Here is a 15,323-nt window from a genome sequence, read left to right as displayed (position 1 = left end):
GGATTGTCATCGGGGCTTACCCGCTTGCCCGGCTTGAGAAACTGCCTGTACGCCGGTCCTGCTCCATTAGCAGGCGGGTGCTGATTCTTGCTGATTCCAAAATGGTAGGCAGCCCGCTCCCCGGGTGGGTCCCTCCGCCAACCAGCCAGCAGTTCTGCACATCCTGGAACCGGTTATGCGGACGAAGCATCATCATCTGGCTGACAGAATGTCCGATATTAAACGCAGCGCCTTTATAGACGTAAAAGGATTGCTCCCAATCCAGCGGGGTTACGACAGATTCGATCTCGATGTCGCCGGAGAGCCCTCTAAGCTCCGGCTCCTGCTCCAATCGGTAAAGTACCCGGCTGCGTATATGATCGAGCTGCTCCGGATCAGACCAGTCCGTCTCCCCGTCCAGATTCGGCACCGGCATCAGCACATACAGTGATGATTTGCCGGGAGGGGCCATGGTCGGATCAATGGCCGACGGATGATGCACATAGATGGAAGGATCAGCAGACAATTGGCCGTCCATCATTTCCCTGACGTTTTGCTCATAATCACGGGCAAACAGCACGGTGTGATGCGGCATGTCCACTTTCCGCCTCACTCCGAGATATAGAATATAGGCAGAACATGAGAAGCGCAGACGCTCCAGCTTGTCCGGCTTGTACTTATGCAGCTGCTCCGGCTTGAACAGCTTCGTCATTGCTGTTCCGAAGTCGGCATTGAGAACAACATGCTCTCCCTCAAGCATCTCGCCATTTTCAAGCTCCACCCCGATTGCCCGGCCATTATGGGTCAGTATCCGGCTCACACCGCAAGAGAGCCTGATTTCACCGCCCAGCTCCTCTGTTACCTTGGCCATCGCATCACAAATCCGGTTAACGCCGCCAATCGGATGCCACAGCCCGAATGCATGCTCAATATAAGACAAAATCGTAAACGTACCCGGACATTCCCAGGGCGACATCCCCAAATATTTGGCCTGGAATGCAAAGGCGCTTCTCAGCCTGTCATCCTTGAAATAACGGGAAAGCCTGCCATACACCGTATCGGTCAAGTGCAAACGGGAAAGCGCTCTAAAAATATCTGTCTTGATGTAATCGGACAGCCTGCTAAAAGGCCTGCGAAGCAAAGGGCTAACCCTGTCGAACTTGTCCCCTTCTTCCTTCAGGTACCGCAAATACCCCGCTGCCTCACCCGGGAACAGCTGTTCAATTTGGCGCGCCGTCTTCTCCCGGTCCATCCCCGGTTCAAACTTTACATCGCCAAATTGCAACCGGTACAGCGGGTCTACCGGCACCAGGGACAAGTAATCATGTACAGATCGTCCTGCGGCCTGGAACAACTCCTCCAGAAGCTGAGGCATCATTAAAAAAGTCGGGCCTCTATCAAACCGGAAGCCGCCAATTTCAAAGCCTGATGTCCGGCCCCCTGCATACGGCTGCTTCTCAACAACAGTTACCGGATAACCCTGCGCCGACAGCAGCATCGCAGCAGCCAGCCCTCCGGGACCTGCACCAACAACGATAACGGGCTTTCTCAGTTGGAAGACACCTCCGTCCTATGGGAAATAGATTGCCGGCCATATCCGATCTTCTATCAAGCTGATATCTTCCTTTCACCTATTGCTATACGCTAATCTATGATTCTATAAAATCAAGTATGCCCAAAAATGAAAAAAATAGGCATCATATTCAATGATTGAATCAAACAAAAGAAGCCCCGGCCGCAATTCATGCAGCCGGGGCTTCTCCCGTTAACCGATATTTACATGTGTGTCGCAGTCCTTATCTAATCCGCAGAAATATCCTGCTGTTGCGATTGTGGAGCAGCTTTCTCAGCTTCCCGTTTCTTACGGATTATTTTGCGTACCCACAAACCAATCAAAATGAGCGGTACTCCAATAAGGAAAATGTACAATGATACTTTGCCAACCATACCTTCTGCAGCACGGCCGTATACGTAAAACAGGATGCCGATGGCATAAAACTTGATTGCCCGCCCCAAAGCAGCATAAGCCAACAGCCGCCACAGCGGGAAATTCAGACAACCGGATAAAATCGTAAAGACCTTAAACGGAATCGGCGTGAATGCACCGATCAGTATCGCAGTCTCCCCGTTTTTCTTGAACATTTCCGTCGCCGTGTCCACCCATTGCTTCTTTAATATTTTGTAAAGCAGTGACTTGCCGACAACTTTACCGATCAAATAGCCGAACGGAGTACCGAGCAGACAGGCGATGAAACCCACCGTAGCCAGCCATAGAGCATTAGAAGGGTCAAGCAGGCTAAGTGAGACCTGAAGGAAGAAAGCTGGAATAGGAAAAATAACCGCATCAATAAAGGAGTGGATGAATAAGCCCCACACTCCGAAATCCTTCAAAAAATCCAAAATTGACTGAATCAATACGCAGGCCCCTTTCCACATCCGTCAATTATCAATAAAGCCTGGGTACTCCAACTTTATTTTCACTTTATTTAAGCTTACTTCAATAAGTATATATACGTAAGCGGCGCAGGACTGGTTTCATCCCCGACCTCAGTCTAGTGAAAAAATCTGCGCTTGCCCACATCATCATACTACAATTCCGATTAAATTAGAATGACAAGCTGCAAAACGCGCCACTTTCAATATTTTCAACTTTCATCAGCAGCGGCTGACAATCGTTCCAGCTCATGAAGCTGTTCCAGAAGCTGCTCCCTGGAAAAATGCTCCCCAATAAATACGGCAACATCATGGACCTGCCCTTGCGGGTTAATCCGCAAAAAGTCGCTCTCCCGGTATGCATACTGGAACATGAAGCGGCTTCTGGTCTCCTTGAAGGTGACTAAGCCCTTGGCTCTGTAGATATCGTCAGGCAGACGTTTCAACAGCGCTTCGAATGCTTCCCCATCGACCGGTTCCTTAAAATAGTGGGTCAGCGCCATCACGTGGCTGTGGCTGTGATGCACATGCCCGCCTGCATGGCCTGTCTCATGCTCATGATGCCTGCAATCTGCGTGATCGTCATGCGTACAACTATGCCCGCCGTGAGCCAATTGATCATCAGACTGTCCGTAGCTGTCGGCATCATGGCCCGATTCCGCCTCAACCTCAGAATAATCGCCTTGCTTCCCGTATACACGGATGCCAGCTGTATCCGGACCGCTCCCCGGCTTCACCGAACCGCCGAGCAGTACCGCAGCATCAACTACAGCCTTTACGGTTACTACCAGTTCCGCCTTCTGATTCCATTCCCGGACGAGCTGCTGCACTTCTACAACCTGCTCAGGGTACAGACGGTCCGCCTTATTCACAATCAGATGTGTTGCACAGCGTATCTGTTCCTTCATCAGCCGGAAGGTAGCCCCTTTGCCATTGCGGCCGCGCTCCAGCAGTTCCGGACCGTCCACCACCGTAATGACGGATTGCAGCTCCACCCGGACAAGCAGCGCCGCCTCTGTTACCCCGTCGATGATTTCGAGCGGGTTGGCAGCGCCTGTGGACTCAATCAGAATGACGTCAGGCCGATGCGCGGCTACCAGTTCCTGAATCTCCATCCCGAGGTCGCCGCGGATGCTGCAGCAGATACAGCCGCCAAGCATCTCGCTCATGGGCACCTCTCTGTCCATCAGTGTTCCGTCCAGATTGACATCCCCCAGCTCATTCATGACGATTGCAACTTTTTGGTCCAGCGCATGGTAATAATCGATCAGCCGGGTCAGCAGCGTAGTCTTGCCGCTCCCCAAAAAACCGGTAATCAAATGAACCGGAATATTCCGCTCCTGTACTGCCATCTGTGTTCATCCTCTCCGAATAGCTTCTAGTCGGAATTATATCGTAATCATTACGGTTGTGACAAGCATAAGCAAACCTCTCTCTTTCGAAAAAAAGACCCGCAAGAGGGCTGCTTTTTTCAAAGCGTCCTTCTTGCGGGTCACCGTTCACTTTTATTCGTGCGTTCCTCTTACGGGTTACTGAAAACAGATGATTGAATATTTGGTCCGTTCAGTCTGATTCCCTATTCAGAAAAGCCGTCATTACAGAGTAGAGGGATTGGCTCCCGCTAACTGTCTTTCAGCACCATCGCATGCACAATAGCGATCCATCGCCTCTCTGAGAGTCTCCAGCTGGACAGGTTTGCTGATGAAGTCCACCATCCCGGCTTCCAGACAGCTTTCCCGGTCCCCGGACAAGACATTCGCTGTCATCGCAATGATGACCGGGCAATCCCCTTCACCGAGCGCTGCGACGATTTGCCGCGCCGACTCTCTGCCGTCCATGACCGGCATTTGAATATCCATCAGTATCAGGTCATAACGGTTGCGCAATGCGAGCTCCAGCGCCTCTTGTCCGTCACTTGCCACATCGGCCGTAAATCCGAGCCGGTCCAGGAGCCGCAGCGCCAGCTTCTGATTAATATCATTGTCTTCGGCAACCAGTACCCGGAAATGAGGATGATCCTGTTCATGTGAACCTCCACTTGCTCCGGCATGCGAATGCTCAGGCTCCCTGCCCGCACTGATCTCATTCTCCATATCCTGCTGCAGCAGCGCCGAGAAGGAAAATGGCTCATTATGCGCCGCTGTACGGCGGCTCAACCGGAACGGCTTGACACGAAGCGTGAAAATAAAGGCTGCACCGCGCGTCCGCTCCATATCGATGCGAATGGAGCCGCCCATAAGCTCAATCAGATTTTTACAGATGGCAAGCCCCAGACCAGTCCCGCCAAATTTGCGGGTCATCGAGGAATCAAGCTGCGAGAACGGCTGGAATAAGAGCGGCACCTTTTCCTTCGGGATGCCTACCCCTGTATCCTCCACTGCAATTTCAATGACCATCGCATGCCCGTAATCGGCAGCCAGGCGTGCATGCACCGAAATTTCGCCTTCCTGGGTAAACTTCACCGCGTTGCCGACCAGGTTGATCAGCACCTGGCGCAGTTTGGTGACATCGCCCACAACGGATTCAGGCAGCCCCGGCTCCAGGTCATAGCTCATTTGCAAATTGCAGCCTTTGGACTTGGGCGTAAACAAATCGAAGGTTTCAGCAATGCAGGCCTCCAGCTGGAATGGAACCTCCTCCAGTTCCATCTTGCCGGACTCGATCTTTGAATAGTCCAGAATATCATTAATGACGGATAACAGCGCATCTCCGCTCTTGCGGATAATTTCCGCATATTCCCGCTGCTCCTCTGTCAACTCGGTCTCCAGCAGCAGCGTCGTCATCCCCAGTACGCCATTCATTGGAGTCCGAATCTCATGGCTGACCATCGCGAGAAATTCTGTCTTAGCCTGCGCTGCAATCTCTGCAGACTCTTTGGCCTCCACAAGCTCCTTCTCAAACCGCTTGCGCTCTGTAATATCAATCACCGTACAGGCAAAGATCGGTTCGTTGTCGACTTCTGCCTTGCCAAGCTGGATTTCCGCCTCGAACACACTGCCGTCCTTGCGGCAGGGAGTGACCTGCTGGAACGAGCTGACCTCGGCAGTAAGCTGCGGGGAGAAGTTGTGCAAATGCGGGTCACAGGATGCCAGGCATGGGATCAGACGTGTAATATTCAGCCCCACCGTCTCCTCGGCTGAGTAATAAAACATCTGCTCCACAGCCGGATTCACGGTCAAAATGGAGCCGTCCTGATCAAAAGTAATCATCGTATTAACCGATGTTTCCCCGACGACTCTCGCCTGGGCCTCCGTCTTGCTCAGCTTATTGGCGGTGCATCGGAGTTCATGGTTAATTTTCTCCAGTTCCTTCGTCTTCTGGTGCAGTAGCTCCGTCTGGAGCTGGAGCTTCTTGCTGCTCACATACATGTTGACGAAGCCGTCGATTTTGGTACGCAAAATTTGCGGAACGAACGGCTTGAGCATATAGTCAATGGCCCCAACAGAATAACCGGTATAGAAATGCTCGGATTCCTTGCTGGTCGCTGAAATAAAGATAATCGGAATTTCCTTGGTTTTCTCCCTGGCCTTAATCAGCCGCGCCGTCTCAAAGCCGTCCATGCCCGGCATTTGCACATCCATGACAATGACCGCATAGTCATCCTTCATCAATCGGCGAAGAGCCTCTTCACCGGAAAAGCATTTCACCAGATTGTAGTTTCGGTCCCCGATGACCGCCTCAATGGCAAGGAGATTATCCGGGTTATCATCCACCAGCAAAATGTTGATCGGTTGCTCAGCTGAAAACACAGGTTCTTCACCCCATATCTTAATATCTGACCGTCTATCTGACCTTGCGGTACAGCCGGTTCTGCATATCCAATTCATCATAAGCATCCGTATGCGGTGTGAAATTAATCGACTCCTTCGTCCCGAGCGCCAGCACTCCGAACGGGCTCAGACTGTCATACAGCAGATGATGCACGTGATCCTGCAATTGTTTGTTAAAGTAGATCATGACATTACGGCATAAAATCACGTTAAACTCATTAAAGGAACTGTCTGTGACTAAATTATGCTGCGCAAACACGATATTGCGCTTGAACTCCGAATTGAAGATGACGGAATCATACTTGGCCGTATAGTACTCAGAAAAGGCTGTCTTGCCGCCTGCTTCCATATAGTTTCGCGTATACAGCTGCATTCTCTCCAGCGGAAAAACCCCTGTCTTAGCCCGTTCCAGAATATCACTGCTCGTATCCGTAGCATAGATCCGGGTCTTGTTGTACAACCCTTCCTCATGCAGCAGGATCGCCATGGAATAGACCTCCTCGCCGCTCGAACAGCCCGCATGCCAAATGCGGATGAACGGATAAGTCCGAAGCAGCGGCACGACCTTTTGCCGGAATGCGAGGAACATCTCCGGATCACGAAACATCTCCGTCACATGAATGGTCATATCCGCCAGCAGCCGCTCCATGCAGGAGCGGTCATGCAGCACCCGTTCCTGCAAAGCGGTGATCGTCGGCAGCTTCTCAGCGTGAACACGGTGCCAGATCCTGCGGCGCACAGAGGAGAAGGCATAATTGCGGAAATCATAGCCATACATGAGGAATAACGCCTCAAGCAACAGCTCAATCTCAATCCGTTCCCGCTCCCCTATCTCATGCTTTTGCTTATTTATATAACCACACCCTCATTAAAGATAACAATTGCTCTGTATTCACCGGCTTGGCAATATAGTCGGACGCGCCGGCTTCAATGCATTTATCCCGGTCATCCTTCATCGCCTTCGCAGTAACGGCGATAATCGGCAGTTTGTCATACTGCGGCCGGAGCCGGATCTCACGCATGGCCTCATAGCCATCCATCTCCGGCATCATAATATCCATCAGAACCAAATCAATATTCGGATTCTGTTCCATCTGCTCCAGCGCCTCGCGGCCGTTCTCAGCGAAAGTAATTTTCATCCGGTAGCTCTCCAGCACACTGGAGAGGGCGAACACATTGCGGATATCGTCATCGACAATCAGGATGCTCTTATCCTCAAATATCGTCTCGATATTATGCAGCTTGCGCAGCATGTTCCGCTTGTCCTCAGGCAGATTGGCCTCCACGCGGTGCAGGAACAGAGTCGTCTCGTCCAACAGCCTCTCGGGTGATTTGACATCCTTGATAATGATCGTCCCCGCATATTTCTTCAGCTGCAGCTCTTCCTTATTGTCCAACTCGCGGCCGGTGTAAATAATGATCGGAATATCCCGGATTTGCTCATTGCTGCGAATCGCATCCAGCAGCTCAAAGCCTGAAATATCCGGCAGCCCCAGATCAAGCACCATACAGTCAAACTGCTGCTCTTCAAGCAGCAGCAAAGCTTCGCGGCCCGTAGACACCGCGCTGATCAGCACATCATCATGTCCAATCAACTGGATGATGCTTGTGCGCTGCGCCTCGTCATCCTCCACCAGCAACAACCGCTTCAGATCACGCTCCAGGAATCCTTCGATCTGGGTAAATACACGCTCCAGGCTGATCTTGTCCGCCGGCTTCTTCACATAGGCAATCGCCCCCATGGACAACCCTTGCTGGATATTATCGACGACCGAAATGACATGAACCGGAATATGCCGTGTCTCGGCATGATGCTTTAGCTGATTGAGTATTGTCCAGCCGTCGACTACCGGGAGCTGAATATCGAGCAGGATGGCATCCGGGGCATAGCTTCTGGCATAGGACAAGCCCTTGTCACCCTGGAGCGCCACAATCCCCTTGAAGCCTCGCGAGCGGGCAATATCGAGCAGCACTTTGGCGAAGTGAACATCATCCTCAATAATCAGCACCACCTTGTCCGTGCTTTGCAAATTATCCAGATCATCCTCCACCGTCTGCTGGGTTGCCGCATTGGAAGCTGCCGCGGCCTCGTTGGACGAGCTTGTCAGTGTATACTCCTCTTTGCGCCGCGGTACTTCCTCCAGAATATGGTCATGCAGCTGTCTGATTGGCTTATGAATCTCTGTATGGTACTCCGGCAAATACAGTGTAAACGTACTGCCCTTGCCTTCTTCACTCGCTACCGAAATAAAGCCGCCCAGCAGCATAGCCAGCTCCTGGCTAATGGCAAGCCCCAGGCCGGTGCCGCCGTAAATCCGGCTTGTAGTCCCGTCTACCTGCTGGAACGCCTCGAAGATCAACTGCTGCTTCTCAAGCGGAATTCCAATCCCCGTATCCTTCACCTCAAAAGCAATCCGGTCGCCCTGTCCCTCCAGTTGCGGATGCTCTTCCGGCAGCGCTCTGCGAATATTGAATTTGACCGAGCCCTTCGAAGTGAACTTGAAGGCATTGGATAATAAATTCTTGATAATTTGCTTGAGCCTGTGACTGTCCGTGTACACATCCCGGACAAGGCCTTCCTCGACGGCCGTTGCAAATTCGATTCCTTTTTGCCCGCTAACAGGTGTAAAGCTGCGCTGGAAGAACTGCTCCAGCTTGCTTAAGGGCACATTCTCGACGACAACATCCATTTTGCCCGCACTAATCTTGGACAGGTCCAGTATTTCGTCAATAAGCTTGAGCAGATCGCTGCCTGAGGAATGAATTGTCGATGCGAACTCCACCTGCTTGGCCGACAGATTGCCTTCCTGATTATCCATTAGCATCTGCGACAAAATGAGCAGGCTGTTCAGCGGAGTACGCAGCTCATGGGACATATTTGTCAAAAACTCGGTTTTATACTTGGATGAAAGGGCGAGCTGTATCGTCTGCTGCTCCAGCGCAGCCTTCGTTTTCTCAATCTGGTCGTTCTTCAGTTGAGTCTGCTTCATTTCCCCCTCAAGCAGATGCGTCTTCTGCAACAGCTCTTCATTTGTCTGCTCCAGCTCCTCCTGCTGGGTCTGCAGCATTTCCTCGGATTTCTTCAGCTGCTTGGTCTGTTCCTCCAACTGGTCATTGGAGCGGCGAAGCTCCTCCTGCTGGGAGATCAGCTCTTCAGACTGAGCCTGCAGTTCCTCCGATTGCGCCTGGGACTCTTTGAGCAATTCCTCAACGCGCATCCGGTCAAACAGGTTATTAAATAAGATTCCCAGACTGTCGGATACCTCCTGAAGGAACCGGCGCTGCAGCTTCTGGAACGGAACCGTCGACGCCAATTCAATGACAGCCAGAGTGCGGCCCTGATACACAACCGGATACAAGAGCAGGTAGCCGGGCACGCTGCTGCCGATTCCGGAGTGGATTTTCACGTAATCGCCCGGTACGTTGTCCAACTCAATAGGCTTGCCTTCGTACGCGCACTGCCCGACAAGCCCCTGCCCCGGCACAAACAACTTCTCAAAGGCTGACTCCTCTTCAAAAGCAAAGGCACCCTGAATTCTCAAGAACTGCTGGTCTCCGAACCCTTCACGCACATACAACGCGCCATAAGAAGCACCGGCCAGTGGGGCGATTTCGCTGATGAAGGAGCGGCTGACATGGCCGATATCCGTATCTGATTGCAGCGTGGTCATAACTCCGGCCAGATTGGACTTGACCCAGGACTCCTCCTCTACCTGCAAATTGTAGGCCAGTTCGCGCCGGTTCTTCTCTTCAATATCATCAGCCAGCCGGTTAAATACCTGGGCAACCTCGCCGAATTCATCCTTGCGGATAATCCCGATTCGCGCATTGGCATCAAGCGTGCCGCGTGCGAAGCCTCTAATAATTGCTGACAGGCTGTCCAGCCCCTGACTGAGATTTTTCAGATTCCACAGCATCGTTCCCAAGGTCAGAATCAGGCCGGCAGCCGCCATGATCCACATCAGCGTCTCCGTGCGGCTATTGCTGGCAGCCGACTCATTGAACGCCTCGCTCATCACATTGATCTGGTAGTTCGCCAGCTCATTGGTACGGTACAGCAAATTGTCCTGGTCCTCCAGGCCATGCTCATTCAGCAGCTTGACGGCTTCATCAATCTGTCCGTCCTCCACCAGCTTTAGTGCGGATTGAATGAAATCCGAATAGATTGCACGCGCCTGCTCGATTTCCGAGAAAATCTTGCTCTCCAGTTGGCCCCGGCCTGCAACCTCCAGCTTTTCGTAGGCTTCCATTGCTTTTTTCCAGGCGCCGCGGATGGTGTCCAGACTGGTTTCCTTGACCGCCTCTGTGGGCGTCAGCAGCATGTTGGTAATCCCTTTGGCAATCTCGTTGACATTTGTCCGGTACTCGTAAGCCATCAGCAGCTTTTGATATCGTTCATTGTAGAGCTGGTCCAACTGCTTGCTCTGTACACGGGTATTTATAATACCTGCCCCGGCAAGCAACAGTACCGTACTGAGCATAATGATCGAACCGATCATCATTTTCGTCTTCGTTCTCAACATCAACCGGTTTCCTCCTAGCAAAAGGTTAATCCTTCCCTCGACCGGTTCTGTGTCCTGTCCTCGGGTACTATACCAGGCGACGATACGTGCAAATACAAGCGTAAACAGCCGCCCCGTTCCGGACAGCGGCAGCAGCGTTTCTCGCAGAAATATAAGAATTCCGTGACAAGAAAGTATTCATTCTCATATTTCAAGACAAGCCCATGGAAACTCAGCTTGTCTTGCAGCGCCTGGCATCTATGAAAATAGCTAATCATGCTGAATATATGTCTATTTTAAACCATTACCCCGATTGATCTGATATGAAACAAGTTTTTTATTTTTGAAAATAGATCCGACACCTGGCTTGCGGGAGGTTGCTGCGAAAGGCTGAGAGATGAAGCATTCTTCTGATTGCTCTTTAAAGGCTACCGTTTTCGTTTCTCCAAAATGCCCCATCTCTCCGCCAGTTCAAACATTTGCCAGCCAATAGACCTGTAACGATTCCAGCTGGGTCGTTCCCTGTTCATAGAAGAGCTTCAGGCATATCTCGTCCCTGATATAGACGAGGCCGTCTTCAGCGGTGAAATCCGGCGATCCCAGCCGCTTTTTGAGCTCCACTATCTCCATCGGAACTTTGACCCCGTCCAGATCTACGGTATCCTGCTCATTCGTTATTTTAATGAACTCAATTTCATCGCCGCTGTATCCGATCGTTTCATTCGCATAAATATGCTCCTCACGATCCTGCAAAATCTCATCCCGTTCAACCTTCAGCGGCTCCCCTGCCTTCTTCCTGACCTCAGACGGACTGTCATCCAGCCCAATTCCGTTTACTGTTCCAAAAGTCGTAATTTCCCCGGTATCGGACGGCTCCTGCTTTTTGTTCAAAGACGCTGGCTGCTCCGCCGTCTCCGCCTTCGGTTCCGTATCCATGGGCCAAGTGGACTGCAATGCCTCATCATGGGCTGTCCAGGCCGGATTCATATATGCCACGAGTCCAAATGCCGTTACGCAAACAAGCGCCAATCTCATCATGATACAGTCACCCCTTCTTGACGTTGTGTTACTGCTAATTACCCGTTCAGACTGGGCCTGAACCTCCAAGGCTGCAGAATATAGTGCCGCAGCAGACACATCGGACCAACACAAAAATCCGCTGCTGTTCCGGCCGAAACCGGAAACAACCGCGGATTATGAATCCCTGTACCAATAGCCATGATTTATGGAGCAGATACCGGCTGCGCAGTACGTTCCTGCTGCCGGGAGATCAGAAGCAGCGTCAACCAAATCAGCATAAATCCAATCAGCTGCGTGACGGTAATGACCTGTTGGAAAGCAATCCAGTTAATAAGAACGCCAACCATCGGGAAACTCAGTTCTGCCAATGTGGCATAAGATGCCTTGATACGGCTGAGCCCCTTGTAATACAGCAGCAAACTCAGCAGCCCGGGCAGCAAAGCTTGAAGCAGCAGATTCAAAATGACCAATGATACGTCCAGTCCACCGGATGGCAGCGACCAGATCTGGCGTTCGGTCAGTGTAAAGGCCAGCAGAATCGGAAGCGCCAAAATAAACCGGAGCGAAGTAACCGTCTCATAATTGACTGCCCCGAGCAAGTAGCGCCCCATTACCGTCGAGCCGCCCCATAACAGGGCAGCACCAAGGGAGAGCAGACTGCCATACTGGATGAAATCGCTCATTTGAAGCGAAGGCAGCGTCCAGCCGAAGGTCAGCAGGTAGGTACCGGCAATCGCCAACAAAAACAGCGAACCAAACGATTTCGGCAGCATTTCCTTGAGCAGCCATCTGGCAAGTACAATGGCGAACAGCGGCTGGAGCTTCTGAAGTAGCAGCACAGCATTCAGATTGCCCAGTTCAAGCCCCTTCGTGAACAAAATCGTGGCAAAAGCCGAACCGCCCCATGAAATAAACAGCAGGGCGCCTACATGACGCAATCGAAGCTGCTTGAGCTGCGTCCGGTGCTTCCAAAGTACCGGAGCCATGAACAGCACCAAAATGACATGCTCCAGCAGGACGATCTGCGTAGAAGTCAGGGAATCAAGCAAAATAATGCGGAACAGCGGGTCTACGCCCCACAGGGCTGAACCGAGCACGACAAACCAGAACGCAGGTTTAATCCGTTTGTTCTTCGATACAGTTGAAGCAGTCATGTCATTCATGATGGAATACTCCTTCTCCCGCATCCAGCCTTCAGGGAAGCTTGAGCTTCATTATGGAATTCATATAAGTACGGTATTGCATGCCGCCCCTATACTGCAAGAAAGCCCCGTTTCGCCTGGGTACGGCGAAAACGGGGCTGGCCAAATAAACATGCGGCAGCACAAAAGAGGCCTGGCACATATTTCAAATGGCGATCTTCTCCCATCCGGACTTTAACCGTCGGCCTTGGATTCACACCAAGTCAGTCCCCTTGCCGCTGTCGGCTTAGAGAGTCGCGGGCTTCGCTTCTGTCAGAAGCGTTACCGCCGGTCAGGAATTTCACCTGCCCCGAAGATCAGTATGCTAAATTTTATAAGATTCGATTTCGGATAATCATTTGTACAATCTCACACGATAAAAAAGTAAGTGTCATTGATTATTTATCCTATCATAATTTCATTGCAAAGAATTGTCAAGAGTTTAATTCCAATAAAACAAATCGGAAAACATTAGAATATAAACCTTTCAGGCTTTCTAATGCTTTGCCGTCCGCTTTTTTATGTTAGCCTCATTCATTTTCCGCCAGCTTTGCCGAGTGTGTGACACGATTTCTTCCGCTGCTCTTGGAAGCGTACAGCGCGGTATCGGCTCTGTCCAGCATAGCCTCCTCTGTGTCCCCTTCCATGGCCGTTGATACGCCAATACTGATTGTAATGCTATGTTCTCCCCAGTCTGCCGCCGCTGCTGCTCTGCGGAATGACTCGGCAATGCCCATGGCTTCCCCTTCGCCGGCTTCGGCAACAATTGCAACGAACTCTTCCCCGCCAAACCGCGCAATAATATCTTCTTTGCGGGCCAGCGATTGCAGCAACCGGGCCAGGCTCGTCAGCACCAGATCCCCGACTGGATGGCCGAATGTGTCATTGATGCGCTTGAAGTGGTCAATGTCCATAATGAGCAGTGAGAACGGCGAATCGTGCGTCCGGAACATATTCAAATGCTCAATCAGCTGCTCCTGAAAATACCGGCGGTTTCGAAGCCCAGTCAACGGATCCGTTGTTGCCTTTATCTCCAGCTCCTCGTTAACCTTTATCAGTTCCTGCTGCTTCTGTACGTACTCCTCATTTAACCGCTCCAGCTTCGTATTCGCTTCCTGCGTTTCTTTGTAGAGCTGTTCCAGCTTGGTTTTCGTCTGGAGGATATCCTTCTCGTACTCAATCCGCTTGCGCATCATAACGATTGCACAATCAATGAAGGGCTCCCCGCCGCGTTCCTGGCGCACCCCGTTCAGAAGTACGGGCAGTTCCTGCCGGCTGCTGGTCCGAAAGGAGAAATACATCTCATTAACATGCCCGTTTAGCCGGATATAGGGATAAAAATAAGTATGAAAAAAAAGCTTGTTCGTCACCGACATGGTTGACTCTATATGCTGTCCCAGCAATTCATGCCGTTCATAACCGAGCATATTCAACAATGTCTGATTGACGGCTTGAATAAGGCCTGCATCCGAAATGGATACAAAACCACAAGGGGCTGTATCTAATTGCATTTGCATATCCATAACTAAATTGCCTTTCTCCAAATTTATTAGGCGCCCGCTAAGTATTCTTTGATAAATTGAATAGTCTCCTCCGGGTGGCTCAAATGGGGATAGTGACCTTTGGCGGTCATCTGGCGCAGCTTGCTGTTCTTGAGATGATGGTGCAAATAATTACCGACCTCCACCGGGGCAATGCTGTCATCAGAGCACTGCAGGATCAGTGTCGGAACCAAAGCATCCGGCAGGCTGGTGCGGCAATCAGACATAAAAGTAACTTCTGCGAACTGCCGCGCAATATGCGGATCTCTGGAACAGAAGCTTTGCTCCAGCTCTTCGGCAAGCTCATGCCGTTCAGGATTTTGCATCACGATCGGTGCCAGATAGCTGGCCCACCCTGTAAAGTTCATTTGCATCATATTGAGCAGCTCTTCAATATCACTCTTGTCGAATCCCCCGTAATAATCCGGTAGATCGTTCATATAGCGCGGTGAAGGGCCAAGCATGACGAGATGCCCAAAATATTTTTGTGCCCGGATTGAGGCAAGCATGCCGATCATGCTGCTGACGGAATGCCCGACGAAAATGACATTGCTCAAGTCGAGCGCCTCCATAATATCCAGCACATCCTGCGCATATCCTTGCAAATCGCTATATTTATCCGGGTTATAGTCTTTAATTTCCGATCGGCCGGAGCCGACATAATCAAACAGCACGATCCGGTAGTCTGCGGCAAAGCCGGGAACTATATAACGCCACATATCTTGATCACAGCCAAAGCCGTGCGCGAGCATAATCGTCCGGCTGCCTGTGCCGAGCACTTTTACATTATTGCGTACCAGAACATCGACTGACATATAGAATCCCCTCTTTGATAGGATAGGAATAGCTGAAGGGGAGCGCAATTCTGCGCGGCTTCACGTTCACTGTTTCACTGTT

At 51.3% G+C, this 15,323-nt stretch carries 10 protein-coding genes and 1 riboswitch; all 10 genes read right to left on the bottom strand.

The features are described 5' to 3' along the window. Positions 1 to 16: 16 nt before the first annotated feature. The 10 genes from H583_RS34455 to H583_RS0126880 all read right to left on the bottom strand — a co-directional run bounded on the left by H583_RS34455 (position 17) and on the right by H583_RS0126880 (position 15,241). Positions 17 to 1,516, bottom strand: a complete 1,500-nt coding sequence (locus H583_RS34455) for a phytoene desaturase family protein (RefSeq protein ID WP_342663561.1) — start codon at positions 1,514 to 1,516, stop codon at positions 17 to 19. 263 nt (positions 1,517 to 1,779) lie between these two features. Then, positions 1,780 to 2,394, bottom strand: coding sequence for a YqaA family protein (locus H583_RS0126930; protein WP_028563198.1), 615 nt, complete (start codon positions 2,392 to 2,394; stop codon positions 1,780 to 1,782). Between the two features lie 230 nt (positions 2,395 to 2,624). Then, on the bottom strand, positions 2,625 to 3,764 hold the full coding sequence (locus H583_RS0126925; protein ID WP_028563197.1) for a CobW family GTP-binding protein: 1,140 nt from the start codon (positions 3,762 to 3,764) through the stop codon (positions 2,625 to 2,627). 243 nt (positions 3,765 to 4,007) lie between these two features. Then, on the bottom strand, positions 4,008 to 6,161 hold the full coding sequence (locus H583_RS35715; RefSeq protein WP_051237068.1) for a response regulator: 2,154 nt from the start codon (positions 6,159 to 6,161) through the stop codon (positions 4,008 to 4,010). A gap of 34 nt (positions 6,162 to 6,195) precedes the next feature. Next, entirely contained in the window at positions 6,196 to 7,035 is an 840-nt protein-coding gene (locus H583_RS0126915) for a CheR family methyltransferase (RefSeq protein ID WP_028563196.1), read from the bottom strand. After that, on the bottom strand, positions 7,028 to 10,705 hold the full coding sequence (locus H583_RS0126910) for a response regulator (protein ID WP_245586013.1): 3,678 nt from the start codon (positions 10,703 to 10,705) through the stop codon (positions 7,028 to 7,030). The genes H583_RS0126915 and H583_RS0126910 overlap by 8 nt, the downstream gene beginning before the upstream one ends. A 450-nt stretch (positions 10,706 to 11,155) precedes the next feature. Beyond that, positions 11,156 to 11,722 carry a hypothetical protein gene (locus H583_RS0126900; protein ID WP_028563194.1) on the bottom strand — a complete coding sequence of 189 codons (567 nt, stop codon included), beginning with the start codon at positions 11,720 to 11,722 and terminating at the stop codon, positions 11,156 to 11,158. 185 nt (positions 11,723 to 11,907) lie between these two features. Further along, a complete protein-coding gene (locus tag H583_RS0126895) occupies positions 11,908 to 12,867 on the bottom strand; it encodes a DMT family transporter (protein ID WP_028563193.1) in 960 nt (319 codons plus the stop codon). Positions 12,868 to 13,057: 190 nt separating this feature from the next. After that, a riboswitch (FMN riboswitch) is annotated at positions 13,058 to 13,207 on the bottom strand. Between the two features lie 208 nt (positions 13,208 to 13,415). Beyond that, on the bottom strand, positions 13,416 to 14,402 hold the full coding sequence (locus H583_RS0126885) for a sensor domain-containing diguanylate cyclase (protein WP_028563191.1): 987 nt from the start codon (positions 14,400 to 14,402) through the stop codon (positions 13,416 to 13,418). A gap of 32 nt (positions 14,403 to 14,434) precedes the next feature. After that, positions 14,435 to 15,241: an alpha/beta fold hydrolase gene (locus H583_RS0126880; RefSeq protein WP_028563190.1), complete on the bottom strand. Its 807-nt coding sequence runs from the start codon at positions 15,239 to 15,241 to the stop codon at positions 14,435 to 14,437. Positions 15,242 to 15,323: the final 82 nt, after the last annotated feature.

Origin of the sequence: Paenibacillus pinihumi DSM 23905 = JCM 16419 (assembly GCF_000422505.1) — a bacterium.
In the GTDB taxonomy this organism is placed as follows: domain Bacteria; phylum Bacillota; class Bacilli; order Paenibacillales; family Paenibacillaceae; genus Paenibacillus_D; species Paenibacillus_D pinihumi.
Note: the sequence above shows the minus strand (reverse complement) of the source record. Positions and strands in the feature narration are given on the sequence as shown.

Bases quoted from the DNA above. Each gene is read 5' to 3' on its own strand.
- H583_RS0126910 (WP_245586013.1), bottom strand. From the start codon at position 10,705: ATGTTGAGAACGAAGACGAAAATGATGATCGGTTCGATCATTATGCTC.
- H583_RS0126925 (WP_028563197.1), bottom strand. From the start codon at position 3,764: ATGGCAGTACAGGAGCGGAATATTCCGGTTCATTTGATTACCGGTTTT.
- H583_RS0126895 (WP_028563193.1), bottom strand. From the start codon at position 12,867: ATGAATGACATGACTGCTTCAACTGTATCGAAGAACAAACGGATTAAA.
- H583_RS0126885 (WP_028563191.1), bottom strand. From the start codon at position 14,402: ATGCAAATGCAATTAGATACAGCCCCTTGTGGTTTTGTATCCATTTCG.
- H583_RS0126880 (WP_028563190.1), bottom strand. From the start codon at position 15,241: ATGTCAGTCGATGTTCTGGTACGCAATAATGTAAAAGTGCTCGGCACA.
- H583_RS0126900 (WP_028563194.1), bottom strand. From the start codon at position 11,722: ATGATGAGATTGGCGCTTGTTTGCGTAACGGCATTTGGACTCGTGGCA.